We start from the raw sequence: 23879 nt of genomic DNA, 5'->3' as shown, positions 1-23879 counted from the left end.
GCAAATATTTTCAACACGCGCTAGCCTAAAAGAAACGCAATAAATTTATACACAAGTCAGTATTTATAGCTTGACAAAAATAGAAATTTCTGTATTTACTCGATAAACCCAATAAAAAGATGAACCAGGTAGACTACCTCCGGATTAGTTTAATAGACAGATGCAATTTTCGCTGCCAGTACTGCATGCCAGAGGGGTCAGAACTTGACTATATCCTCAAACAGCAGTTGCTGACAGATGAGGAACTACTGACGCTGATCGAAGAAGTCTTTATCCCTGTAGGATTTAGTCGGTTTCGCTTAACTGGAGGGGAACCATTACTCCGTCCCGGTGTTGTGGAATTGGTTGGTGCGATCGCCTCCCTCCCCCAAACCCAAGACATTTCGATGACTACAAATGGCTTTTTGCTCGCTCCAATGGCACAAAGTCTCTACAATGCTGGGTTGCGGCGAATTAATATCAGCTTGGATTCCCTCGACCCAACTACATTTGACTCTATCATCGGGAATCGCGGACGGGGGAAATGGCAGCAGGTTTGGGATGGCATTCAAGCGGCTTATCGTGTGGGCTTCGATCCCCTAAAATTAAATGTTGTTGCGATCCCTGGGGTTAACGATGGCGAACTTTTAGATCTTGCCGCACTGAGTATTGACAAGCACTGGCATATCCGCTTCATTGAATTTATGCCTGTTGGGAATTCAGAATTATTTCGGGATCGCGGCTGGATACCTTCTGAAGAGATACGGCAACGCATCCGCGAACGATGGGGCTTGATAAATTCTCAAATTCGTGGTAATGGACCTGCTGATGTCTTTAAAATTCCTGGTGCAAAAGGGACCCTAGGATTTATCAGTCAGATGTCAGAATGCTTTTGCGATCGCTGCAATCGAATGCGCCTTTCTGCCGATGGCTGGTTGCGTCCTTGCTTGTTAAATGAAGTCGGTCAACTTGACTTAAAAACGGCGCTTCGCGAAGGAGTCAGTACAGACGAGTTGCAAGATCGAGTCAGACACTTGCTCGCTTTCAAGCCAGAAATTAACTTCAAACAGCGTTATTCTGGCACTGACACTGGCAACTACACCCGTACTATGTCGCAAATAGGGGGATAAAAAATTATGAATTATGAATTATGAATTATGAATTACACCTTCATCATTCAGCATTCATAATTCATAATTCTTTAGGCTTGACGTGAGTAGTATTCCACCACAAGGAGTTCGTTAACTTGCAGCGCCACCCATTCACGCTCAATAAGACCGTTGACTTTACCAACCAACTTATTTTTGTCAAATTCCAAATGGCTGGGAAGGTTTGCTAAACCAGGGTATTGTAAGTTAGTAGTCACCAACTCACGAGATCTGTCCCTGTCTCTGACCGCAATCACTTCTCCCGGACGACACTGGTAACTGGCAATATTAACCACACGACCGTTGATTGTAACGTGACCGTGGCTAACCAACTGACGCGCTGCGGGAATGGTTGGAGCCATTCCCAAACGGAAAACGGTGTTATCCAACCGCATCTCGAGCAATTGCAGCAACACTTGTCCGGTAGAGCCGGTAACGCGTCTTGCTTTACGCACGTAACGCAGCAATTGCTTTTCCGTCAAACCATAGTTCATGCGTAGCTTTTGCTTTTCTTCTAACCGCACAGCATACTCAGAACGCTTTTTGCGGTTTTGACCGTGCTGTCCCGGTGGATAAGCACGTCTGGCATTTTTACGAGTTAATCCTGGCAAATCGCCCAAACGGCGAACAACTCTAAGACGAGGTCCTCTATATCGGGACATGAGTATCCTTGTTTCAATCCTGCTTAATATTACCCAAAGATATGATTATAGCCTCAAAAAGGATAAATGCTAAAGAATAAACAGAAAAAAATCTTAAGATTTTCTAAAGGAATGAATGATAATATTTTCTTAAGATTTCAGAGCCAACACGAGTGAGATGCCCAACCTTCAATCCCCAATCCCGTTTTTCATAATTCATAATTCATAATTCATAATTCTTGAGATAGCATAGCGATGGGTGTTTGGAGAACGGAAATGCAAAGAAGAAAAAAACAAGCAATAAGAATATCAGTACCAACGCTAGCCATAGTTGGATGGCTGGCAATGACATCACAAGGTATGGCTTTATCCTTGGGTTCTAACTCTACCCTAACCAATGCGCGAGATTTTCGGGGTTGTGCAGCGCGACTCCTGAGCGCTGGTATAGCGGCAGAAACAGTATCACAAGCCTGTGCAGAAGCGCTAAGTCCCAGAGATTTGGGGAATTGCGTGTATAAAATTCAGCAAAGAACGCAAATAGAAGCAGCCACTGCACTGCCAACATGCAGGCAGGCAAGGCGTCCTGAAGATTTAGCTAACTGTGTAGTCGGTATCAGTCAATACTCTCGTGAGGTAGTCGATCCAACAGTTTTAAGTTACTGCGGTCGCAGTTTGTTACCAGTGCGTTTTGCACAGTGTGTCACAGGTTTGCGTGCAGAAATTGATTTTTCTGCGGCTCAAGCTTATGACCGTTGTATTGATGCCAGCGATCGCACAACTGGCTATTTACCCACGTTTATCCCATCAACCTCACAACCTGCGGAATTCAGTCCGAATTATGAGTCTACTCCACTTCCGCCTGAGGCTACCCCAACTCCATCTCAGCCGCCCACCGTTCCACCTGCAACGGCTCCCGGTCCTTTAACTCCGGGTCAGTAAGATATTATCAGTTATCAGTTATTCAGTTTTCACTGCCGACTGATAACTGTCTTACCATTCGGTTTGGCAATTCTTTCTTGGGAAAAACGCCAAGACTGGAGTGCCTTACTGTTCGCAGATAACTGATTAGTCCTCTTTTTTTCCAAACACCATCTGTAAAATCATGGGAACACCACCGTCTTGGTGATATTTGTCAGCCCATGCGCGAATAACTTCATCCAACTCGTCCATTGCTTGATTGTATTTCTCTGGAGGAATATCCAGTTCTTCCAAAACCCGCATTGTATTAGGTCGTCGCTCTGCCCAATCTCTCATCATTCGGAAGAATCGAGCTGTATCTTCCACCATGATGTAAGTGCGCTCTTGCTCGTCTGCGGGAGCGTAAAATGGGCGGGTGAGCGCATAGAAGGGCATTCCCCATGGAGAATCAATCCGCGTGACGGTACCGGAATAGAGCAAACGGCGTTTAATATGCTCTGCTAGCGCTTCGCTCAATTCCATGCGATGCTCTTCTGGCAAATCTTCCTGCGATCGCTTGTGCAGAAATTCGATTAATTCCAGAAACTCGAATGAGGTGATTAACTGAGCATCAGGAAGGTTGGACGGCAGTTTTTGCTCGATTTGCTTCTTCTCTTCTGATGTCAAGCTAGTTCCTGGAATGCGAGATCTGCCGGGACGCCAGGGGTACTTTTCCATCCACACGTAGGGTAACTGAATTAGATAGCGCGGTTCCTGAGAACCCAGCATCTTTAGGAGTTTACCCTCAGTCAGAGCTTGTCTGACTTCCTCTACAATGATTTTTACTCGCTTGGGCTCTAAGTGGTGTAAATGCCCTGTCATTCGCAGATTTTGTCCCTGCTCGAGATAGGTCATGTAAATCGCACACTTAGCTGCCGTAGCGGCTGCGTCTAAAAATGCCCCATGCCTGTGCCCGCTTGTCCTCATGGCACTAAAGGCTAGATATAGCATGATCTGATCCATTGCACTGGGGCCAAGACGTTTGATCAGATCTACGTCGTTACTCATATTACAAACAGTTGAACAGCACGTTTACGAGTTTTCGGTCAACAAAAAAAGTACTAGTAGCATACACCCGACTGAAGGCGTTGGCGTTACCTCAGTTCATCTATTATGCGTTAAGTGTGTGTATTGTTGGTAGTCTTGGTTTGGGATTTTATTCCGTACTTCCAAGTATTCAACCAGAGCAAGGGCTCTGATTCCTATCATCTCACTCCACAGTATTGCAAGCATCAGCTTATACGAGGAGCCACTACCTACATTTCCACAGATTGCAGTGTTCATCAGGAAACTTGTACCAATTGGTTTGGTGTATTCCCTTACAACCGGACAGAAATCACTCTCAAGAGTGAAAAATCGGTAAAGCTGTAGCTTGTTAGCGATCGCAGCCGTCTGTCCCCTGCATAAAAGCCTTTTCACACTAATTCAGCACAAAAGCTAAGATTTCAAGGAAGTTTCCTCCCTTGAGCGCGGTTAGTTGCATCGGCCAAAACTAGTTGTCGGGCTAATGGGTATTACTTTTTCTGAAGGAAAATTATGACGGGAAATCGCGAAGATCGGGTAGTGCTGGGGTTACTTGAGGTGATTCAGAGTGAGCCACTGCCCTTTCGCATTAAGGAATTGTTAAGGATTTTCTCTACATATTTTTAGCTGCCATCATCAGATGTTCCTGTATTGGGAAGCGCAAGCAGTAAAGCTGTTCGTTTTGGAAAAACTGGCAGATTTACAGACGGCGCGACGCTCCCGAAACCACCTTCTTGCTCAAAACTTCCGTTGATGTCTTGGCAATGCGGGAAACTTTCTTTCAAAAAGAGCGCAGAACTCCAATCAAGGCTATATTTCAAAGTTCAAAGTTCCTTCCTTAAGATCTACAATTTTTGATAATTTTACCAATAGCTACTTGTCAGATATGTTAGAGAAGATACAAAATGACAATTTATAAATATCATTAAAATAAGTCTAATAGATTACAATTATCTTTATACTCTTGTCAAGAAATATAATATTTACTATTGCATAAATGTTACTTACAGTCCCATGTTACTTCATGCATAAATGAACGCTTATAAAAATTGTAAATTGCTTGAAGCTAAGTCACAGTAAGCTTTCTAAGTCTTATTGCCTTGGCAAAAATAGATAAAAAATAGGAGGGGTGTGGGGTTTGACCCTGCGTTCATTTGCTAACAATATTCCTCAGCATGAGGAACTCTTGTAATTTTAAGTAAGGCTTAATTGTGCCTTTTAAGTTTGAAAATTAATTGGTTGACTTAGAAGGTTTGATAAAATTTCTGACTTTTTCAAGGCAGAGAGCGCCAGTTCCGCAAGTTACGAGTAACACTCCCAAAACTTGCTCAATTCCCAAAGTCTCTTGAATGATAAATCCAGCCAAAATGGCAGTTAAAACTGGTACAATAGCACTAATAATAGCGGAGCGTGACGCGCCAATTTTACGAACGCCAAAATTATTTAACAAGAAGATGCAGAGGGTTAGAACGCCCAAGAGAAAAGCACTTAAGACCAGTTCGAGAAGGATAGTAGGGTTGATTTGAAGGCTCCAGTCGGTCGGTAAAGGTAACAATAGACCAACAACTGACAGCACCATCATTGTGGCGAAGTTGATAAGCGTGAACGTTACTGGATGTACTTTAGTAGCACATATACGTGAAAGGACGATGTAGAAAGCAAAAGTAATTCCGGAAGCGATCGCCGCAATGCTTCCCAAGGATGGATTTCCCGTACCAATACTGACAGCGCCTACCAAAACCAACAATTCCCCCAAACCAATAGACGCGAAAGCACCGATACTGAACAAACTCAAGCGATCCCGGAAAAGTACCCAGGTAAATAACCCACTTAAAACGGGATACACAAAGAAAAGTGCGATCGCCATTCCAGTAGGGACTTGACCTATTGCAAGGTAAATAAATAACTGTGATAAAAACAAAAAGCACCCACTTACAAGCGCCAAAATGAAAGCCCGCTTTGCAGTAGGATGATTTGAATTTTTGCCCAATGAGTCAAGCAAGAATTGTATATCATGCCAAACTCGTGGATGCAAAATAGGTGCCAAAAGCATCATAAGTGGTACAACCACAAGCATCCGCAACATTAAAAGCAAGAGAGAATTTCCCAAATTTGGATATAAGAGACTTTGCACGTCAAAAACACCAAAAATTTGGGAACCAGGGTTAAAAATGACCTTGATGGCGACGTTGTATAGCGACGACGTCACCGTTGACAATACAATTAGGACTATACCAATTGCAGGCAAAGATGAAATGCCAATTTGCCGAAATAAAGATTCTTTTGGTGCTGTCGGTTCTTCTGGAGAAGCTTTTGTCACGCTTGGAGGAGATGCAGGCTCCACTGGCTCTGGTTCTGAAGATGTTACTGCTTCAGTTGTAGAGTTTTCATTCGAGATTGCAGACGTTGGGAATACGGTTTCTTGCGGTGGATTTACATCCAACTGCAACTTTGTAGGAGCTTCAACATAAACTTGCGGTTGTGGAAGACTTGGCTCATCGTCAGAAGCAGCAGTTTCTTGAAGTACAGGTGCAGTATCGCCAGATGTTGTTTGTAATTCTTGGCGCAAGCGATCCACCAACTCTGTTAAAATCGTTTCTCCCTGCTTCTGTTGATCGTGCATCCGGGATAACTGCTGTGAAAGACTGCTTTGATAGTTTTTCAGATCTTGTTGGAGTGAATTAAATGTGCTAATGAGTGCATTATCCAAAGAGTTAAGAAGTTTGAAAGTATTTGGATTGCTTTGCTCGGTTGTGTTGGAAGTTGGTGTTGCAGTCGTTTCTTGGCTGGTAACTGTTTGCGAAGCATTCTGAACTGCTTGATTTACCAGCGTTTCCAAAGAAGATTGGAGTTGCAACGATATGTGGCTGGCTAAAACCTGCGATAATTGACGAATCAATGCTTGCTGCTGGCTGATTTCCTGCTCCTGTAGGAGCTGTCCTTTTTCTTCTTGCAGATCTTGAATATCTTTCGTCAATCGCTCTTTATCTGCTTGCAACCGCTTCACGTCCTCCTGCAGCGACTTAAGAACACCACGTTGAATGATTTGCAACTCCTCAGTAATTGCTCGTATAGCAGATTCCGCCGAGCCATACGGGTCTCCTTTTCCTCGCAAGTTATCTGGTCTTCTTTCAAATCGCCCCATTATCTTTTATCCTTATAATCTATGTATCAAGCAACTTCGGGGCTATACTCCTACTATTTGCCGTGTTCTGTCAACGGAGATCGACCCAATCTTCTCTCACTTTGTTAACCTTTGGTAACTTAATATTACAACTTTCATCCTTGTTCTCAGGCTCTGCTTGGAAACGAAAGACTGGCGTGGAGTGATTGGGTACGTCTTTTCTCATTTCCAGTCCCTAGTTTAGCGCCCGCTCACCCAATCGATCGCGCCGAATAAAAGAGCACAAATACCTGCACTGAGGGGAACTGTGACCAGCCACGCTGCTGCAATTCCTTGGAGTGTTTGAAATTGCACTGACTTTGCATCTTTTACCAATCCAATACCAACAACACCACCGACAAGAGCATGAGAAGTGGACACGGGTAACCCAATTCGTGACGCAAGTAAAATGGTTGTAGCCGTTGCTAGTTCAGCACAAAATCCACTACTCGGTTGTAGGGAAATAATGCTTTCACCTATGGTAGCAATTACTTTTTTACCCCAAACAGCTAAGCCAGCAACAATACCAAAACCACCAATGATTAAAATCCATAAAGGAATATCAATACCGTTTAGGGGTACTGTACCAGTACGATTGATATAGACAATTGCAGCTAAAGGTGCTATTGCGTTACCGACGTCATTAGAGCCATGAGCAAACGCTACAAAACAAGCACTTAATAGTTGAAATCTAGCGAATAATTGTTCAACAGGATTTTGAAACCGGAAATTTTGACTGTCTCCCTTTGTCGTATCTTCCAACTGTCGCCAACTGTAAAACGTAAGACCAACAGCTGCTAAAGCACCACTGGCTAAAGAAATATCGTGTGCGGGTATTTGAAACCCAGCTTGTATTATCAAAAAATTTGCTATCGGTTGAGTAACTGATGGTAGAACAATAATGCCAAAGACTCCTAACAAAATTGCACTCAACCAAGGAATCCATTCCTTTAAGGGTATTAATGGGTTTGGTTGTTCTAAAATCCAACGCTTAATTTGACTGTAGAATAAAGCTGCGATCGCACCGCTAATAATTGGGGTGACAATCCAGCCGATAGTAATTCTGCCAATTGTTGACCAATCAATCGAATTAGCTCCTAAAGCAACCCAACTAAATCCCGCGATCGCCCCTACAGTTGCATGAGAAGAAGAGACAGGTAAACCCCGTGAGGTAGCTATTTGCAACCACAAACCACAAGATATAAGAACTGCGAGCATTCCAATGACTAATGTTTGAGGTGCATTGACAAATAAAGCAGGATTGGCAATTTTTGTTGCCAAAGTTTGCGATACTTCCCGTCCAAAAATGACTGCACCTGTAAATTCTAAGATCCCAGCAATTATAAGCGCTTGTTTCAAAGTTACAGCTTTGGAACCTACCGATGTTCCCATTGAGTTAGCAACATCATTTGCTCCTAAATTCCATGCTAGGTAGAAGGCGAGAATTGTGACTAGGATTATCAGCATTCAATTTACCAATTGGTTGATAAGAGAGAGAGGGGAGACAAGGGAGATCGGGGAGAGGGGGAAGACAAGGTAGCATATTCTTCCTTGTCCTCCTTGTCTACTTTGTCTCCTTTTCTCCTGTTATGGGATAAATCAATATTTTGTATGTTTCCGGAGTAGGTGCGATCGCCCTTTCTACAGCTGCTGATAAATCTTGTAGGGGAATGCGATCGCTAATCAAAGCTTGTACGTCAATGCGTCTGTTGAAGACAATATCAGCTGCTAAAGTTTGCAGCCGGTATGACGAGCTGTAGCTACCTATCAAATCTATCTCTCTTCTATAAAGAAGGTTGGGATTGATGGGAATTTCTATCTCATCGGGGAATTCAGCGAAAAAGAGAATTTTGCCACCTTTTCGGGTACAGTCGAGGGATTGGAAAAACGCTTTTTCACTAGGGACAGCTAGCAGGGTGACATCAACGCCCAAACCATTGGTTAAGGCATGAATTTTTGCGGATAAATTAGGATCGCGAGCATCAAATGCTGCTTCGGCTCCCACATTTAACGCTTTTTCCATTCTCGAAGGTAACAAGTCGGTAGCGATCGCTTTTGCTCCAAAATACTTCACCAACATGATAAACATCAACCCAATTGGTCCAGCACCAGTGATTAAAACTGTTTGTCCTGGAGCAATTTGGGCTTTCTTCACTGCTTTGAGACAGCAGTTAGTCGGTTCTACAAAACTAGCTTCTTCAAAACTGATATTATCGGGAATAGGAATTAACCCACCATTGCGGACAATGTGACCGGGAACTTTAACATATTCAGCAAAACCACCCCCACTAGGTGCAAACCCCGCCGTAGTACAGATATTTTTGTAAGTATCGCACATGGAAAAGTTATCATTTAAGCAATAAGCGCAACGCATACAGGGTATGTGGTGCATGACTGCTACCCTTTGCCCGATGTGCCAGCCCGTGACTTCAGAACCAACTAATGCTATAGTTCCTGCAGTTTCGTGTCCAAAAATACGTGGTGGTTCGTACAGGGGATAACGAATTTTTTTTATATCAGATTGACACAATCCCACGACTCGCACTTGAACCAGAACTTCATCAGATTCCAGTGTAGGGACAGGAATCTCTTCGTAAGATAGCTGATTGACTCCTCTAAAAACCTGTGCTTTCACCTTAATTTTTCACCGCTCAACGATATTAGATGTAACACTCTTCGGTAATTTTGTGCTGTGAAGTACAGGTTAAATTTTGGTAGTTCTTGGGTCTTATCATTTTATACCCGTGGCATAGCAACCAATCCGTACTGGGATTGTCTGCTTTTGGGGAGAAAAAAGTTTCTTTTTTGGTGGGATAAAGTCCCTGAAAACCTGTTTGAGTTGTTACTCTCGCTTTCACCGACGGTAACTAGCTAACAAATGGTTAAAATATACAGACAGCTTTGTTATAAAAGCAACATTGTCAAGGAACTCAATTTAGCTTTGGCTTTCTGTCCTCCACCTCCCGACTTCTACTTTCGTGCAACAGCCACGCATCTTTAAAATTTTGATAAAGAATTATTGCTCGGGCTTTCACTGATGATAGAGAGCTACCAAACAGTTAAAATATACAGACGACTTTGTTTTGAAAGCAACATGGCGAAAGAACTCAATATTGATTACGTTCAAGAACCAATTACCAGCGCAACACCAGAAGTGCGGCAAATTATTGAGCGTGTATGGCAACTGGAAAAAAGCCGATTGGATAAGAAAATTAACAGTCATATTAATGATGACATTTTGGCAATTGTGAAGGAAGTTGTCAGATGAAGTTGCTTTCCATTAAACTGTGTAACTTTCGCTCTTTTTATGGTAAGACTCCAGAAATTGTTCTCGCGGTTGGAGATCCTCGTAACACAACCGTCATTCACGGGAATAATGGTTCTGGAAAAACAAGCTTGCTCAATGCATTTACTTGGGTACTGTATGAGAAATTTAGCGCCGCTTTTGCATCATCAGAACAATTAGTCAATAAGCGTGCGATCGCCGAAGCAAAATCGGGTCAACCCATAGAGTGCTGGGTCGAGATAGCATGGGAACATGAAGGCATACGCTATCGAGTCAAAAGAGAGTTTCGTGCCTATAAAAATGAAACTGATTTTGATACAGGAAAAACCGAATTATATTTGCAATTTGCCAGTGCTGATGGTATCTGGAATTTTCCCACCCAAAATCCAGAAGATATCATCAATCAAATTTTACCCGCCAGTTTACATCAATATTTCTTCTTCGATGGCGAACGGATTGAAAAGATAGTTCGGTCTGACAAAAAAGCAGAAATTGCCGAAGCAACAAAGATTTTTTTAGGCGTTGAAGTCATCAATCGCTCTATCAAACATCTGCTCGAAGCCAAAAAAAGTTTAGAAAGCGAGTTAAAATCTATTGGTGATTTAGAAATCAAACAGTTATTAAAACAGCAAGAAAAAATAGAAAATGAACTAGATACCATTCATCAAAGACAGTTAGAAATTCAACAAGAGCTAGAATATCAAGAAACCTTTAGAAAAGAGACCAGTGTCCGATTTAGAGAACTGAGTGCAGCTAAAGAATTAGAAGACAGGCGTCAAGAATTAGAAAAGCAGAAATCATTCAATCAACAAACTCTTAGAGACTCTAGAGACACGCTTAAAAAAATTATCTCCGCACGAGGTTACACAGTTTTACTTCCTGGAATTGCATTACAGTTTCAAGAAATTGTTCATGCTTTCAAACAGAAAGGGGAATTAACCTCTGGGATTTCCAAAGAATTTGTCAGCGATTTATTGCTTTCTCAACAATGTATTTGTGGGACCAAATTCCGAAAGGGTAGCCAAGGGTACGAGAATATAGAAAAATTATTGGCTAGAGTTGGCTCCTCTGCGGTAGAAGAGACAGCAATTCGTATGCTGGCACAAGTCGATGAAATTGACAAACAAGCAACTCGCTTTTGGGAAGAAGTCGATAGAGAGCAAGCAAGAATAAATCAACTCAGACAAACAATCTCTCAAATTGAAAATGAATTAGACAATCTTCAAGAAAGATTGAGAAAAGATGCCAATGAAGAAATTAGCAGTTTACAAAAGAGATTGGATGAAATTGAAGAAAAAATCAGACATTTAATATTAGAGCAAGGAGCAAATCAGCAGAAAATTGCGAATTTTAAAACAGAGTTAGAAGTCGCAGTCAAGCAAGTAGCCAAGCAGAAATTAAACGAAGACAAGCAAGTTCTGACACAACGACGCATTACGGCTACTCAAGATGCTATAGACAGGTTAACTTTAGTTAGAGAACGTCAAGAGAAGCAATTCCGATTTCAACTGGAAAAGCGGGTACAAGAAATTTTTAGCGAAATTTCCTTTACACCTTATATGCCCAAAATCAGTGAGAAATACGAACTGACGTTAGTAGAGAAGACGGCTGGTATAGAAATGCTGGTTGCTGCTTCTACAGGAGAAAATCAAATTTTAAGCTTATCGTTTATTGCTAGCATTATCGATAGGGTAAGGGAATGGAGTGAAAAAAGGAAAATGCTGATGCTTCCTGATAGCAGCGCTTTTCCAATTGTGATGGACTCACCTTTTGGGAGTTTAGATGTTATCTCTCGCAGACAAACTGCCAAGATAATTCCCAAATTGGCAAATCAGTTGATTGTATTAGCTACCAAGACACAGTGGCGAGGTGAAGTAGAAGAAGAAATGGCAGACAGAATCGGTAGAGAATATGTACTGACTTACTACTCTTCTAAACCTGACTGCGAACAGGATTATATTGAATTGGATGGGGAACTATATCCTTTAGTAAGACAAAGCCCCAATGAGTTTGAATATACAGAGATTTTTGAAGTGAATCGTAGGGGATAAGGCTTTAGATCCCCGACAACTTCTGTAAAGTCGGGGATTTGAGAATAATCCAAACCTAACTCTCGTTCACCTCGATCCGGTGGCTCAGCCTGAGAATGCTTACCCAGAGGCTCCAGTATACAGCCAGCCAAGAGCAGAGAGTTTTGTTATATCGGATGTGCGAGCCCCCCTGGGGCTAAGAGGGGTTATAAAAACGGATTTGGTATCACACGTTGTAGATCCTGCCATCGCCCCCTTAAAAAGCTATCCATTACCCGGATCTTTCTCAACATTTACCAGAGGAATCACTCACGTTTTTTCTAAACCCGATCCGTTTGTTATTCATTCTCAATAAAAATGTAATTTTCACGATAAGAATAAGTACCATTTTGTCAAGCATGGTGAAAATATCAGCGTTCAGAATGGAGTGTAGGCAAGGGTTACAAGATTGTAAAGAAAGATGTGACTCATGCATAGCCTTAAAAAGGGGGGCTATGGTAAGCCCTATTTTTTGATTTGGAATTTCCTAACCCAAACCTAACTCTCGTTTCAGCAAGTTAATGGAATTAGAGCCGATATAATTGTCACCACAAATCAACCTGGGCGGACGAATAATATCATCCATAGTAGCTTGCAAGGCTGCTTGGGCGGCTGAATAACTCACTTGATCCGTACTAAAAACCACTTGTGCTCTTTTGACCATTGCTTGCAATCTGTACGTATCTTTTGGCTGCGCTGTCATAATCAGTATTTCATCCCCCCTCAAACCGTGAAGAATCACTTCCATTGCAGTCAAAATTCCAGAACTCATGCTAACTATGCCAAGACAGCTATCTTTTGGAAGGCTTTTAAACAAAGCGTATTCCTTGGCGTAGTCGTGTATATCTAAGGGAATTACGCGCACGGCTTTAGGCGCTGCAATAATTTCTACATCACCAATAAAATACCGACTTGTCACAACTGTAGCAGAGGAAGTTTGATCCAAAACAGCAGCTAATTCTTCCATCGGTACTAACTGCACTGGTATTTTAAGGGCTTGTTCTAATTCATAGACCATAAGTTCTCCCGCACCAATATCTCGAGATGGTACTGCAACCAACACTCGCGCACTACAACGCAAGCGCCAATCAATTTCTGCTAAAAATAACTCGCGTGCTTGACTCAGCGTACAACCTTGCGAGAGGAGTTCATCAAGCGCTTGCTGTACAACTTTGCTGGCTTGAGGATACTGTTTGAGAATCGGCGATTGCAGCCTGCTACCCCCCTCATGTCCTTGGGCGCGGACATATATACCCGAACCAGCAAGGCTTTCTACCAACCCATCGTCTTCTAACTGGCGGTAAACCTTGCTAATTGTATTGCGATGTAACCCCGTCTGCATTGCCAACGCCCGCGTACTCGGTAATTTGTATCCGGGTGGATATTGGCGAGATGCGATCGCAAACCGAATTTGGTTAAACAGCTGGTTGGAGGCGGGTATTTCACTGTCTGGTTGGATTCGGAATTGAAGCATCAACAAAGTCTCCTATGTGGTGGTGGCTGCATAAGACCAGCTGCGTTCTGCCAATCGTTAAATATATTACTTATAGATTCAATTTCTCTATTAGAAATTTCTGGTGCAGTTGCGACTGGTGGTTGATAATTGATCGGGGATAACCCTACGCTCCAGCCCAGAGCGATATCTCTATACTCACACAGTACTGGTAAAAACTATTATGGCAGAGCGATCGCTTATTACCACAACAATTAAAATTCAGCAAGATAACGTACAAATCGATGCGTACCTAGCAAAGCCTTTGGAGCCAGGTTCTTACCCAGGAGTGGTAGTATTACAAGAAATATTCGGAATCAATTCCCACATTCGGGACGTTACAGAACGAATAGCTAAAGAAGGTTATATAGCAATTGCACCAGCTTTATTTCAAAGAATTGCCCCTGGATTTGAGACGGGCTACACCCCACAAGATATAGAGGTAGGTAAAAAGTACGCTTGGGAGCAAACAACCGCACCACAACTGTTGGCTGATATTCAAGCAACCGTTGACTATCTAAAAACCGTCGATGAAGCGAACAAGGATAGTTTTGGCTGTATGGGTTTTTGTTATGGGGGTCATGTCGCCTACTTAGCAGCAACCTTACCTGATATTAAGGCTACAGCTTCTTTCTACGGTGCTGGTATCCCCACCCGTACACCAGGGGGAGGGAACCCTACCATAACTCTTACCCCAGAAATCAAAGGCACTCTTTACGCCTTCTTTGGCATGGAAGACGCCAGCATACCAGTAGAACACGTAAACAAAATTGAAGCAGAGTTAGAAAAATACAAAATTCCCCATCGCGTGTTTCGCTACGATGGAGCTGACCACGGATTTTTCTGCGACCAACGTGCCAGCTATAATTCAATAGCTGCAGCCAATGCTTGGGAGCAAGTGAAACAACTGTTTCAGGAGCAACTAAGCCCCTAGGCAGGAAAAACAGCCGTTTGAACAACGGCTAATAGCTAATGGCTAATAGAAAAAACAGTTAGCAATTAGCCATTAGCTGTTAGCAATTAACAATGAGTCTTTATAAGTCATGAACTCCGACGCGAAAATTTCTCAAAAAGCCGATTCGTCTTTTACAATGGACGATTTTGCCAAGGCACTGGAAAAACACGACTACCAGTTTCAAAAAGGACAGGTGGTACACGGCAAAGTTTTCCAAATCGATCCAGATGGAGCCTACGTCGATATTGGTGGCAAATCGTCAGCTTATATTCCCCGCGATGAGGCTTCTTTGAGAGCAGTTACTGATTTATCGGAGGTACTGCTATTAAATGAAGAGCAAGAATTCTTAATTATTCGCGACCAGGACGCAGAAGGTCAAGTCACCTTATCGCGAAAGCAACTGGAAATTAGGCATATTTGGGACCGATTGGCGCAGATGCAGGAAAATTCCCAAACAGTCCAGGTACGGGTAAATAATGTCAATAAAGGTGGCGTTACCGTTGATGTTCAAGGTTTGCGAGGATTTATTCCGCGATCGCACCTTACCGAGCGGGATAATTTAGAAGCACTCAAAGGACAAACCTTAAGTGCTGGCTTTTTGGAAGTGAACCGCAGCACCAATAAACTAATACTTTCACAACGCGTAGCAGCACGTTCTGCTAACTTCAGTACGTTAGAAGTTGGTCAATTGGTAGAAGGAAAAGTAACGGGGATCAAACCTTTTGGGGTGTTTGTAGATTTAGATGGAACAAGTGCTTTGCTCCACATCAAGCAAGTCAGCCAGAAATTTATTGAGAATCTGGAAAATGTATTTCAAATTGGTCAACCCATAAAAGCTGCGATCTTAGATTTAGATGAAGGGAAAGGTCGAGTAGCTCTCTCTACTAGAGTTTTGGAAAATTTCCCAGGCGAAGTTTTGGAAAATATGGAAGATGTCATGGCATCGGCTGAAGCCCGTGCTGAACGAGCGAGAAACAAGCTTTCAAGTGAGAGTTAGTGATTAGTTGTTAGTGGGTAGTTGTTAGTACACCAATTAACCACTAACCACTAACAAACAACTATCCTTAATCCCCGATATCGCGCTTTGGCGGACGCTTGTAAGTGAATGTGAAAGTGTCGCCACTGGAAATCACTTGCCGCATCTCATCATACATTGGGTAATTGCCTACACCACTCAGACTAGCCCAACCTCTTGCTCTGGTTAAACCTACAAATAACTGGTTGCGGTAATTGACATTACTTTCATTGCGAGCCACATTATCGAAGCCAACTACGTAGACCATATCCGCTTCGTGTCCCTTAGCACGGTTGGTGCGAGACACCGTTACCCCTCCCTCATGCCAGAATTTATCTGGGTCACAATTGGGCCATTGGGGAGTCAAATCATTTAAGTTTAAAGCTGTAGGGATATAAACATCAATACTGTGGTCTAATAAAAAACCAGCGACATCAACTTCCAATTCCACCGCCTCAGAAGTAGAGCCTAAAACCACGACTAAAATATCACGGCTGGGATTGAGACCATCAAACATGATGTTGTGCATGATGTTATCCGCTAGCGCTTGCAATTCTTCTCGACGAGAACTGTAAGTTTGAAATTCTAAAACAGGTTTGCCCCAAAGTTCGGGAATAGGATTGGGTGAATATTCTATTGGTCGATGCACGGTGATTGGCTTGCCAATCCGGCGAAAGTCTCCTTTGACTTCATAACCAATTTTGTTCCAATCGTCCCTGTTGGTAATACCTGCAAGCATTCCTTGGGGGCGTAGCAAACCCATACCGATAGCATGAGCCGCAGTAAGAATGGGTCCCGGAGTGCGGTAACAGCGACGCATAACTTCAGAACGTTTTATACCGCCAGAGTATTGCGGTTGTTTGCTCAAAATATTGCTCAATTTCTCCCCAAAAACTTCTTTTGCCTTTGGAACTGCGATATTATCTAAGCTTTGTGCTTCATCATAAGCCCAAATGAGGCGGCGTTCTTCTGGGTTTTCTTCATTTACGGGTCGCAATGCCTGATAAGCCAACCAGTAAATTGCTTGTTTGTCATCAAATTTGAGATCTGCTTCTGATACTAAATCTTGGCCCTCATCAATTAAGATAGCATCAAACATTGGTTGAATGATGATTTCTTCTTGCAGCCGTTTGCACAGGTCTGCTAAACCTCGATTGGGTTGTCTTTCTTTTGTATCTGCAACTTTCTTGCGTTTTTTACCGTGGGACTCGCAAATTGTCCCATACAAGCCGGGATGATCTTTTGCGCCCCAAGCATGAAGGACACGCAGTTTGTGATTGGTTTTTGGATCGTAAGTTAACTCACCACCACTGAAGCGGCGAATCCATCGATCCAATAGCTCGGCGATTAAGTCATACAAAGAGCGAGTGAAAAACACAATGGCAATGTCCCAGTCTGGATGCTTGAGGTGCATGTGAGCTGCTTTCTGACACAACAGTACTGTTTTGCCTGAGCCTGCAATACCTCTAATTCTTTGAGGACCGGGAGGTATTTCTTTGCCAATATGCTCTTGTTGCAAATCAATTTCGTATAGCTTTTGCCCCAAATTTTCCATAACCCTGGCGCGGCTGTTGTCTGCGATAAGCCGGGTACGGCTTGCGCCAAGGGCGATTGCAGATGTCGTGCGATCCGCTTCTTTGCGAAGGATTGGCGTACCGCTAACCACTGACAGTAGTAATTCCCAGTCTCGATCCTCTAAGTTTTCTCCAGGAACGACAGCACAGATGTGTTGAATTCGTTCCACACAACTGACTTTGCTTAATTGGTCTTGAAAAATCAAAGGAGGACAGTTGGGTATTTGGTCAAAGCCTCTTTGTTGCCATTGTTCTTGGGTAATCAGGGGAAGTGCAACAAGAACTCGTCCTTTAACCTTATGCCCAATAGCTGCTTTATTATTATCTGTGTATGCCTCCTCCCGATTTGGATTGTCTCCAACGGAGTAAGAGGGCTCTGGCAAAGCCGAATCAGACATAAGACGAGCATCGCGATCGCAGTACGCAATCAAAGTCCGTAATTGATGTTCTGCTTGTTGATAGGGGTTGGCTTCTGTAATGTGAAAGTTCTGCAATTGCCAGATCCCGTCATTAATACCAGCAATTTGGTCGATTGTGACGGACAGTATTTCAACGATCCATAAACCAAACTCGCGATCGGCAATCAGAATATCGGGTTCTTTACGAATCTTGCCCACCTTGGAGAAAATGGGATAACGCCAGTAAGCTATGCATTGTCTGTCGGAAAAAGCATTTTTGATAGAGTCCCAAACTTTTTGTTCACCTGCTTCATGACTGGCTTTTAGCGGTTCGGTAGTAATAAATTTGCTAATTTGTTCTTCGTTAGCAACTGCCATTGAGTACCTGCCTGTATCGTTATTTTTTGGACATGGCGGCACCCTGAATATTTAGCAAGCTATCACAGGTAACTTATTTTTTAATACAGGAAGGTTACGGATCGTCTTTTATTAAACAATCCAGTGTATGTACTAAATTAAATAAGAAATTTGTATAAATTTATTTTACAAGCAGTGGAGTTTGTGCCAATCGCTAATGTTGCACAATCCCCAATCGATCTCCTCTTAAGATTGCGTCTAAAGAAGTGATACTCTTACTGAACCAGTTGTAGCAACTGCCCCGAAAAAGTTGGTTTTGGAGTCTTTGCATGTTATTATGATTTACTCAGTGAAAAACCTTCACAGTCATCTCCATGTTCTACGTAGCGGGCTTCCGCTCTTCGACACGGGTGAGGACAGAATCTCAAAGCCGTTTTCACGAAGGGCGAAAATATCCTGAAACATACTTCTTTATAGAGAAAATTGAGGTGCAACTCAACTAAAAAACTGCGGTTCATCTAGTTGATTTGCATCAAAATAAATGCTTTTGCGTCACAACTTTTACCAAGTAGAGACGTAGGATTCTGCATATCTAAACACTTTATCTTGTCTGCTGAATTAATGAACAGAGAACAAAATAGAGCACGCATCACAATGACAAATTTTTTGGAGAGGGGAAATGATTAAGAACGATTATCAATTGATGGTCACAAAATCTTGGATTGAAAAATTCCATCAAGCTATTATGAATTTGTATCAGAATGAAGAAAAAAGGCGTAAAGATCCAGAGGGTTGGCAACTGTTAATAGATTCTTACTATGCTCATATTAAAAATCTTCATACAGAAATAGCAGAATATAAAAATCTGAAAAATCACAATCCCGAAAAGTCTCTGGTTCTACAAAATGTTAACCTTAACATCGATGAAATTGGAGAAATTTTAATTAAGGTGAGAATTGCCAAAAAAATTACAGAGAAAGAACTAGCAGCACTGACTCATTTAACGGAAGAGCACATCAAAGAATATGAAAAACAAGATTATCAAAACGCTAGTTTTGATACCATAATTGAGGTTGCAGATGCTCTAGGAGTGAAGTTGCAACATTGTATAGTGGTTGCAGAAATTAATGAATTCTTGGAAAGTCAACTGATGGAAGTTCGGGAAGCTGAGAAAGTTGATGCCGAATTTCAATCAGTCATTGGTTTGATGGATTGCAATTGATGGGAATATTTTAGATTTTGGATGGAAAAAAGCTTGCTTGGATTTAATCTCACCGAACTATGAGTTTCCTTCTGTTTTCAAGTTGGTGAACTTTACACTTCCAGCGATCGCTCTGTATTATCTAGATGTTTTTCAGGTATCAAAGTTCCACATATTTTTCGCTCTTAGCTATGATTTTCGACTCAAGCTTGTTAAACACACTTCATTTTGTCAAAAGTTCGTTTTTGTAAAACCCATGTAAAAACGCAAATATAGTAACGAATTAGGTAGCAGATATAACGGATGGATTTGTAAGGTCGATCGGAATAGCCATCTGTTACATCTGTCAAGTATTCCGTTTACGGCAGTGGCGCAATCTCAAAGTCATTGAACGAACAAACATTGTAAGATGTCGCAGCTAAAGCTCTTACCAAGCACTAGTCTAAAGTTACTAACGTAGCATTAACCTGCTGTGAAAGGGCGACGTAAGAAGCATCACAGGCAGAAATTCCATAAGATATTGCAATATTTGCTGCATCTTCCATCAAATCAGCTGTTGAAACAACACGTAGGGGTTTTGTTGACCAACTTATATCAGATCTATCTAAGAATGACTATCGGTGAATAGAGGTGGGGAGGAATTAAGTTACAGCTTCTAACCCTTTACTGTTAGGTATGTTTTGTCAGCCAATTCAATAAGAGTTGATTGATTTGCTGCGATCGCTCGAGCATAAACCAATGCCCAATCCCCTCAATCCGTTCGTATTGCCACTGAGCCGATACGTATTGTTGAGATATTTCGTCTGTTAATTTATTGTCCGGTTTCCTGTTCTGTATCCTCTACTTCTCCAAAAATTCGTTCTATGTTCTGCGATCCACGAAGAATACGCACAATCTCAATCCCTTTGTCTGTGGGACGGTAAAAAATGAGGTAACTTCTACTGGAAAACTCCGTAGGGAAGGAGCTAGGTTAAAGCGTTGTTGTCCCAATTGGGGAAATTTAGCGAGTTTTGGAAACTTTTCTCGCAGCTTGTCAAAAAGATTATCGGCAACCTGTGGGCTGTATTTAGCAACATAATTCCAGATGTTTTCAAGGTCCTGCATTGCTTGAGTAGAAATCCTATACCGACTCATGAAGCGTCTCTACTTTGCCAACCTTTTTCGTCCTCGTGCTTTAATATCCTCAAACAAAGTTGAAAGTGAGTCTTCGTCGTATTCGGTATACTGACCGTTCTCAAGTTGTTCAATTCCAATTTCAACCTCATGCCGTAATGCCTCGAGCTTTAATGCTCGAAGTTCTTCCTCAACGTGCTCAAGCCGATCCATCATTTCCTGGAAAGCTTGTGCCTCATGCACCACAACCTCAGCTTTGCCATTGACCGTTAACACCAGTGGCGACTTTGTTGCTTTTATCCGCTCTACATAGTCCTTGGCGTTTCGCTTGAAGTCGGTAAGAGTTTGAATATTTTCGAGATTAATCTTGATTGCCATAGCATCAAATAAAGCACTTTATGAAGCATTTTATTAAATGCTACCTCCAAAATGGTTTATATTTTAGCTTTTAATGGATATTTGTAATGCAAGCACCCGCTTCATAAATCTAGCATTCCGTTTATTACTTTACGCAACCTCAATGGGATTTTGGGTATTTTACATATTGCAGATCCAACCCACTCCTTAAAAAGGGTAGCTACGCGTAAGTTCTAATTACGTTGTTTTTTGCTCGATCTCCAAAAACGGAGAGGGGGAGATTCGAACTCCCGGATGCTTTCGCATCATCCGATTTCAAGTCGGACGCAATCGACCACTCTGCCACCTCTCCAGTAAAGCTGCAGCTATTCGCTGTCAGCTGTCAGCGATATTTGCTGACCAGTTAATAAGTATATCTCATTCTCACGCAGTTTGCACCACTGGGCTGGGTTTTTTATAAAGAATTTCTTCTGAGGCAACAGAGAAATCTTTGCCAACCCAAACAAGGGAGGCTTGGGAGACGGAACCGCTTTCTAACAGAACAATTGAGAAGTTACGTTGCTTGCCCTCGTTAGTTTCCACAATTCTGGGTACACTGGCGGCATTTAAGTAAACAACGCCCTCTGGACTGGTGAAAACACGTTTTCTCGGTTCTTTTTTGGTGTGCCGCAGGGTGTGGTGCATGTGACCAAATGTGACCAGGGGAATGGTTTTACCAGCAATCATTGACTGCGCGATCGCTTCTGCCAAATCGGGGTCACCAAAGTCACCTCCTATGGGATGCCAATCTTTACCACAGGGGTCTTCCGGACGTTCGCCCAGTCCTATCGGTCCGTTATGACCGATAAAAATGATATTCTCATAAGCCGCACTTTTTGCCGCAGCGACAATGCGGGCTGTGGAATCTTCAAAACTGGTTACTCCAAACCATTGTTGGTAGAAATCGGCATATTTCCACTCAGGTCCACCCCAGCTAAAGGGACGACCACCAACAACGGTTAAATTCCAGTTGGGAAAATCTAACTTCCCGTACCCAACTTGGGTTTCACCTAACAAATCGAGTTGTTGCTGTACCCAGTTTTCCTTCGTGCGATCGTAAGGACACTTCTTTCGTCCCCATTCGGTGGCTGTGTACCATGCATCGTGGTTTCCCATGACTGCTGCTTTGGGTATGTCGAGGGATGCGATCGCTTTCACTACGTCTACCGATTCATTGCCAAAATCACCAACAAATAGCACTAGGTCAACGCCCAAATGCTTGAGTGCAATGCCATCTTCTTCTTCCCATTGGTCGTGAACGTCTCCTACTACAGCAATTTTTATCGTTTTTGAGTTTGTTGTCTGACTGGTCATGCCACTTTCCAAGCATATCTGTTTTTAGCATAGGAAACTTATGGGGTTTTGACACAACTCCAAGGAAGGAGGGTTACCCTCCAGCTATTTTTGGTAAAAACTACTATAATTGAATCCACGATACAAAAATTTGCAAATCTAATACAACCTAACTGTGTTTACTACCGCATTAGCTCAACGTGGAAAAACGGAACAGGGCGATCTACCTCTAGATTTATTTGCAGCCATCGAGAGTCTTAAAAAAGAACTCAACGCGATTGTCCTGGCACATTACTATCAAGAACCCGATATTCAAGATATTGCAGACTATATAGGAGATTCGCTCCAACTTGCCAAAGCCGCAGCCAACACCCAGGCGGATGCGATCGTCTTTGCTGGTGTCCACTTTATGGCAGAAACGGCAAAGATTCTCAATCCAGATAAATTGGTACTTTTACCGGATCTCAATGCAGGCTGTTCTTTGGCTGATAGTTGTCCAAGAGAAGCATTTGCCGCTTTTAAAGCCTTACACCCAGACCATATAGTAGTTTCTTACATCAATTGCTCTGCTGACATTAAAGCACTGAGCGATATTATCTGCACCAGTTCCAACGCTGTTAAAATTGTTCAACAAATACCAAAAGAACAGCCCATTATATTTGCGCCAGATAAAAATTTAGGGCGGTATGTGATGGAACAAACGGGACGAGATTTGGTATTGTGGGATGGAAGTTGTGTTGTTCATGAAACTTTTTCTGAAAAGAAAATAGTGCAGCTAAAAATTGCTCACCCAGAAGCAGAAGCGATCGCTCACCCTGAATGTGAAACCAGTGTATTGCGCCATGCCACCTTTATTGGTTCGACAGCAGCATTACTCAAATATTGTGCGGAAAGCCCATCTCAAGAATTTATTGTTGCTACGGAACCGGGTATCATTCATCAAATGCAAAAACAAACGCCTTACAAACGTTTTATACCCGCACCTCCGATAAACAACTGTGCTTGTAATGAGTGTCCCTTTATGCGGTTAAATACCTTAGAGAAGCTATACTGGGTAATGAAAAATCGAACTCCGGAAATTACTTTACCAGAGCATACTCGTGTAGCTGCATTAAAACCCATTCAGAGGATGCTAGAGATGAGCGCTTAAAGCTAAGAAGGTTTTTTCTTAGATTCTTTTTCAGCAGCTTCACTATATTTTTTGTATAGTTTTGTACGGATTTGAGCTTCCTCATAACGGCTGTGGTTGGGTGGTACAGATTTCATTAATTCTGATGCTCGTTGCCATCGAGCCGCCAAGTCTAACCATTGTACTGAGGTTTGAGCTGTCTTACCAGTTGCAGAAGCTTGATTGGCAATCCGCACTGCTGCTGAAAAGGGATCTTCAGATGACGTAGAAGCAGCTCGACTGCTAGTAGTCGGTTGATTGGGAAAATTACTTTGATTTGTTATTCCTGAAACTATTGAATTCAGTGTTTCGGCGCGATCGGCATTTTTCGATTTATTGCCTAACGAAGTATAACCGACCCAACCGAGAGACAGTAAAAACACGACACAGCTAGCGCCTCCTAACAATCTTTTGGCAGAAGCGTTTCTGAATTTGTTCTTTTTATTAACTACGACAAGACGAGAAGATTGAGAGGTAGGGAGAACTGCTTTGCCTTGTTCTTTCTTTCGCTCTTTAAAATCTTTTACCAACTGCTCAAAAATATTCGGTTGAACTAACGTAATTTCCTGTGACCAAAGCAATTGATTCTCAGGGTCACGACTAATTTCCTCTAGCCACAGCAATTGCTGTTCCCGAACAATACGACTATTT

Annotated in this window: 21 protein-coding genes and 1 tRNA gene (1 of these 22 cut by a window edge); 8 read left to right on the top strand and 14 right to left on the bottom strand. The window is 42.4% G+C overall.

Annotated features, from left to right (window positions below):
• Window positions 1–119 precede the first annotated feature (119 nt).
• On the top strand, window positions 120–1109 hold the full coding sequence (moaA, locus tag AB0756_RS28560) for a GTP 3',8-cyclase MoaA (RefSeq protein WP_038079192.1): 990 nt from the start codon (window positions 120–122) through the stop codon (window positions 1107–1109).
• 71 nt (window positions 1110–1180) lie between these two features.
• On the opposite strand, the gene rpsD is transcribed toward moaA, so the two are convergent.
• Window positions 1181–1789: a 30S ribosomal protein S4 gene (gene rpsD, locus AB0756_RS28555; protein WP_038079190.1), complete on the bottom strand. Its 609-nt coding sequence runs from the start codon at window positions 1787–1789 to the stop codon at window positions 1181–1183.
• Between the two features lie 255 nt (window positions 1790–2044).
• Here rpsD and AB0756_RS28550 point away from each other — a divergent pair, with 255 nt between their 5' ends.
• The gene (locus AB0756_RS28550) at window positions 2045–2707 is read left to right on the top strand and encodes a hypothetical protein (protein ID WP_063779530.1); all 663 of its coding nucleotides are present in this window, start codon (window positions 2045–2047) and stop codon (window positions 2705–2707) included.
• A 126-nt stretch (window positions 2708–2833) separates the two neighbouring features.
• On the opposite strand, the gene hetR is transcribed toward AB0756_RS28550, so the two are convergent.
• From hetR to AB0756_RS28520, 6 genes are all read right to left on the bottom strand, one after another.
• Window positions 2834–3733, bottom strand: coding sequence for a heterocyst differentiation master regulator HetR (gene hetR / locus AB0756_RS28545; protein ID WP_038079185.1), 900 nt, complete (start codon window positions 3731–3733; stop codon window positions 2834–2836).
• A 638-nt stretch (window positions 3734–4371) separates the two neighbouring features.
• Window positions 4372–4569, bottom strand: a complete 198-nt coding sequence (locus AB0756_RS28540; RefSeq protein WP_038079181.1) for a hypothetical protein — start codon at window positions 4567–4569, stop codon at window positions 4372–4374.
• A 410-nt stretch (window positions 4570–4979) separates the two neighbouring features.
• The gene (locus AB0756_RS28535) at window positions 4980–6893 is read right to left on the bottom strand and encodes an EamA family transporter (protein WP_038079179.1); all 1914 of its coding nucleotides are present in this window, start codon (window positions 6891–6893) and stop codon (window positions 4980–4982) included.
• Window positions 6894–6963: 70 nt separating this feature from the next.
• Window positions 6964–7098, bottom strand: a complete 135-nt coding sequence (locus AB0756_RS28530; protein ID WP_272899731.1) for a hypothetical protein — start codon at window positions 7096–7098, stop codon at window positions 6964–6966.
• A 14-nt stretch (window positions 7099–7112) separates the two neighbouring features.
• On the bottom strand, window positions 7113–8378 hold the full coding sequence (locus AB0756_RS28525) for an inorganic phosphate transporter (RefSeq protein ID WP_202048603.1): 1266 nt from the start codon (window positions 8376–8378) through the stop codon (window positions 7113–7115).
• A gap of 97 nt (window positions 8379–8475) precedes the next feature.
• A complete protein-coding gene (locus AB0756_RS28520; protein ID WP_038079176.1) occupies window positions 8476–9546 on the bottom strand; it encodes a zinc-dependent dehydrogenase in 1071 nt (356 codons plus the stop codon).
• A gap of 459 nt (window positions 9547–10005) precedes the next feature.
• On the opposite strand from AB0756_RS28520, the gene AB0756_RS28515 reads away from it, so the two are divergent.
• Both AB0756_RS28515 and AB0756_RS28510 read left to right on the top strand, forming a co-directional pair.
• Complete coding sequence (locus tag AB0756_RS28515; RefSeq protein WP_017750052.1) at window positions 10006–10179, top strand: hypothetical protein; 174 nt, start codon at window positions 10006–10008, stop codon at window positions 10177–10179.
• Window positions 10176–12248, top strand: coding sequence for an AAA family ATPase (locus AB0756_RS28510; RefSeq protein ID WP_038079174.1), 2073 nt, complete (start codon window positions 10176–10178; stop codon window positions 12246–12248). Before AB0756_RS28515 ends, AB0756_RS28510 begins: the two co-directional genes overlap by 4 nt.
• Window positions 12249–12753: 505 nt before the next feature.
• Here AB0756_RS28510 and AB0756_RS28505 read toward each other — a convergent pair.
• Window positions 12754–13740, bottom strand: coding sequence for a GntR family transcriptional regulator (locus AB0756_RS28505; RefSeq protein WP_038079171.1), 987 nt, complete (start codon window positions 13738–13740; stop codon window positions 12754–12756).
• 202 nt (window positions 13741–13942) lie between these two features.
• Between AB0756_RS28505 and AB0756_RS28500 the strand changes: the two genes are divergently transcribed.
• Together AB0756_RS28500 and AB0756_RS28495 are read left to right on the top strand one after the other, a co-directional pair.
• The gene (locus tag AB0756_RS28500; protein WP_038079168.1) at window positions 13943–14692 is read left to right on the top strand and encodes a dienelactone hydrolase family protein; all 750 of its coding nucleotides are present in this window, start codon (window positions 13943–13945) and stop codon (window positions 14690–14692) included.
• A gap of 109 nt (window positions 14693–14801) precedes the next feature.
• Complete coding sequence (locus tag AB0756_RS28495; protein ID WP_038079165.1) at window positions 14802–15710, top strand: S1 RNA-binding domain-containing protein; 909 nt, start codon at window positions 14802–14804, stop codon at window positions 15708–15710.
• A 67-nt stretch (window positions 15711–15777) separates the two neighbouring features.
• Here AB0756_RS28495 and AB0756_RS28490 read toward each other — a convergent pair whose 3' ends face one another.
• Window positions 15778–18078, bottom strand: coding sequence for a DEAD/DEAH box helicase (locus tag AB0756_RS28490; RefSeq protein ID WP_038079162.1), 2301 nt, complete (start codon window positions 18076–18078; stop codon window positions 15778–15780).
• Between the two features lie 658 nt (window positions 18079–18736).
• Between AB0756_RS28490 and AB0756_RS28485 the strand changes: the two genes are divergently transcribed.
• Window positions 18737–19279 (top strand): helix-turn-helix domain-containing protein, encoded by a 543-nt coding sequence (locus AB0756_RS28485; RefSeq protein ID WP_038079160.1) that lies wholly within the window; start codon window positions 18737–18739, stop codon window positions 19277–19279.
• A gap of 840 nt (window positions 19280–20119) precedes the next feature.
• Here AB0756_RS28485 and AB0756_RS28480 read toward each other — a convergent pair.
• From AB0756_RS28480 to AB0756_RS28465, 4 genes are all read right to left on the bottom strand, one after another.
• Window positions 20120–20362 carry a type II toxin-antitoxin system RelE/ParE family toxin gene (locus AB0756_RS28480; RefSeq protein ID WP_237265864.1) on the bottom strand — a complete coding sequence of 81 codons (243 nt, stop codon included), beginning with the start codon at window positions 20360–20362 and terminating at the stop codon, window positions 20120–20122.
• A gap of 39 nt (window positions 20363–20401) precedes the next feature.
• On the bottom strand, window positions 20402–20749 hold the full coding sequence (locus tag AB0756_RS28475) for a type II toxin-antitoxin system prevent-host-death family antitoxin (RefSeq protein ID WP_038079159.1): 348 nt from the start codon (window positions 20747–20749) through the stop codon (window positions 20402–20404).
• A 246-nt stretch (window positions 20750–20995) separates the two neighbouring features.
• Window positions 20996–21080: transfer RNA gene (locus AB0756_RS28470), tRNA-Ser, on the bottom strand.
• A 71-nt stretch (window positions 21081–21151) separates the two neighbouring features.
• The gene (locus AB0756_RS28465; protein WP_038079217.1) at window positions 21152–22081 is read right to left on the bottom strand and encodes a TIGR04168 family protein; all 930 of its coding nucleotides are present in this window, start codon (window positions 22079–22081) and stop codon (window positions 21152–21154) included.
• Between the two features lie 154 nt (window positions 22082–22235).
• On the opposite strand from AB0756_RS28465, the gene nadA reads away from it, so the two are divergent.
• Window positions 22236–23210 (top strand): quinolinate synthase NadA, encoded by a 975-nt coding sequence (gene nadA, locus AB0756_RS28460; protein WP_038079157.1) that lies wholly within the window; start codon window positions 22236–22238, stop codon window positions 23208–23210.
• A gap of 2 nt (window positions 23211–23212) precedes the next feature.
• Here the strand turns inward: nadA and AB0756_RS28455 are convergent, their stop codons facing one another.
• On the bottom strand, window positions 23213–23879 hold the 3' portion of the coding sequence (locus tag AB0756_RS28455; protein WP_038079215.1) for a hypothetical protein. 245 nt of this gene lie beyond the right edge of the window; 667 of the gene's 912 nt are visible here — the last part of the coding sequence; its start codon lies off the right edge, out of view — the gene reads right to left on this strand; its stop codon occupies window positions 23213–23215.

This window comes from Tolypothrix campylonemoides VB511288_2 (assembly GCF_045999855.1).
GTDB lineage: Bacteria > Cyanobacteriota > Cyanobacteriia > Cyanobacteriales > Nostocaceae > Scytonema > Scytonema bouteillei_A.
The sequence above is the reverse complement of the archived record's forward strand: the minus strand, read 5'-3'. Positions and strand labels throughout refer to the sequence as shown.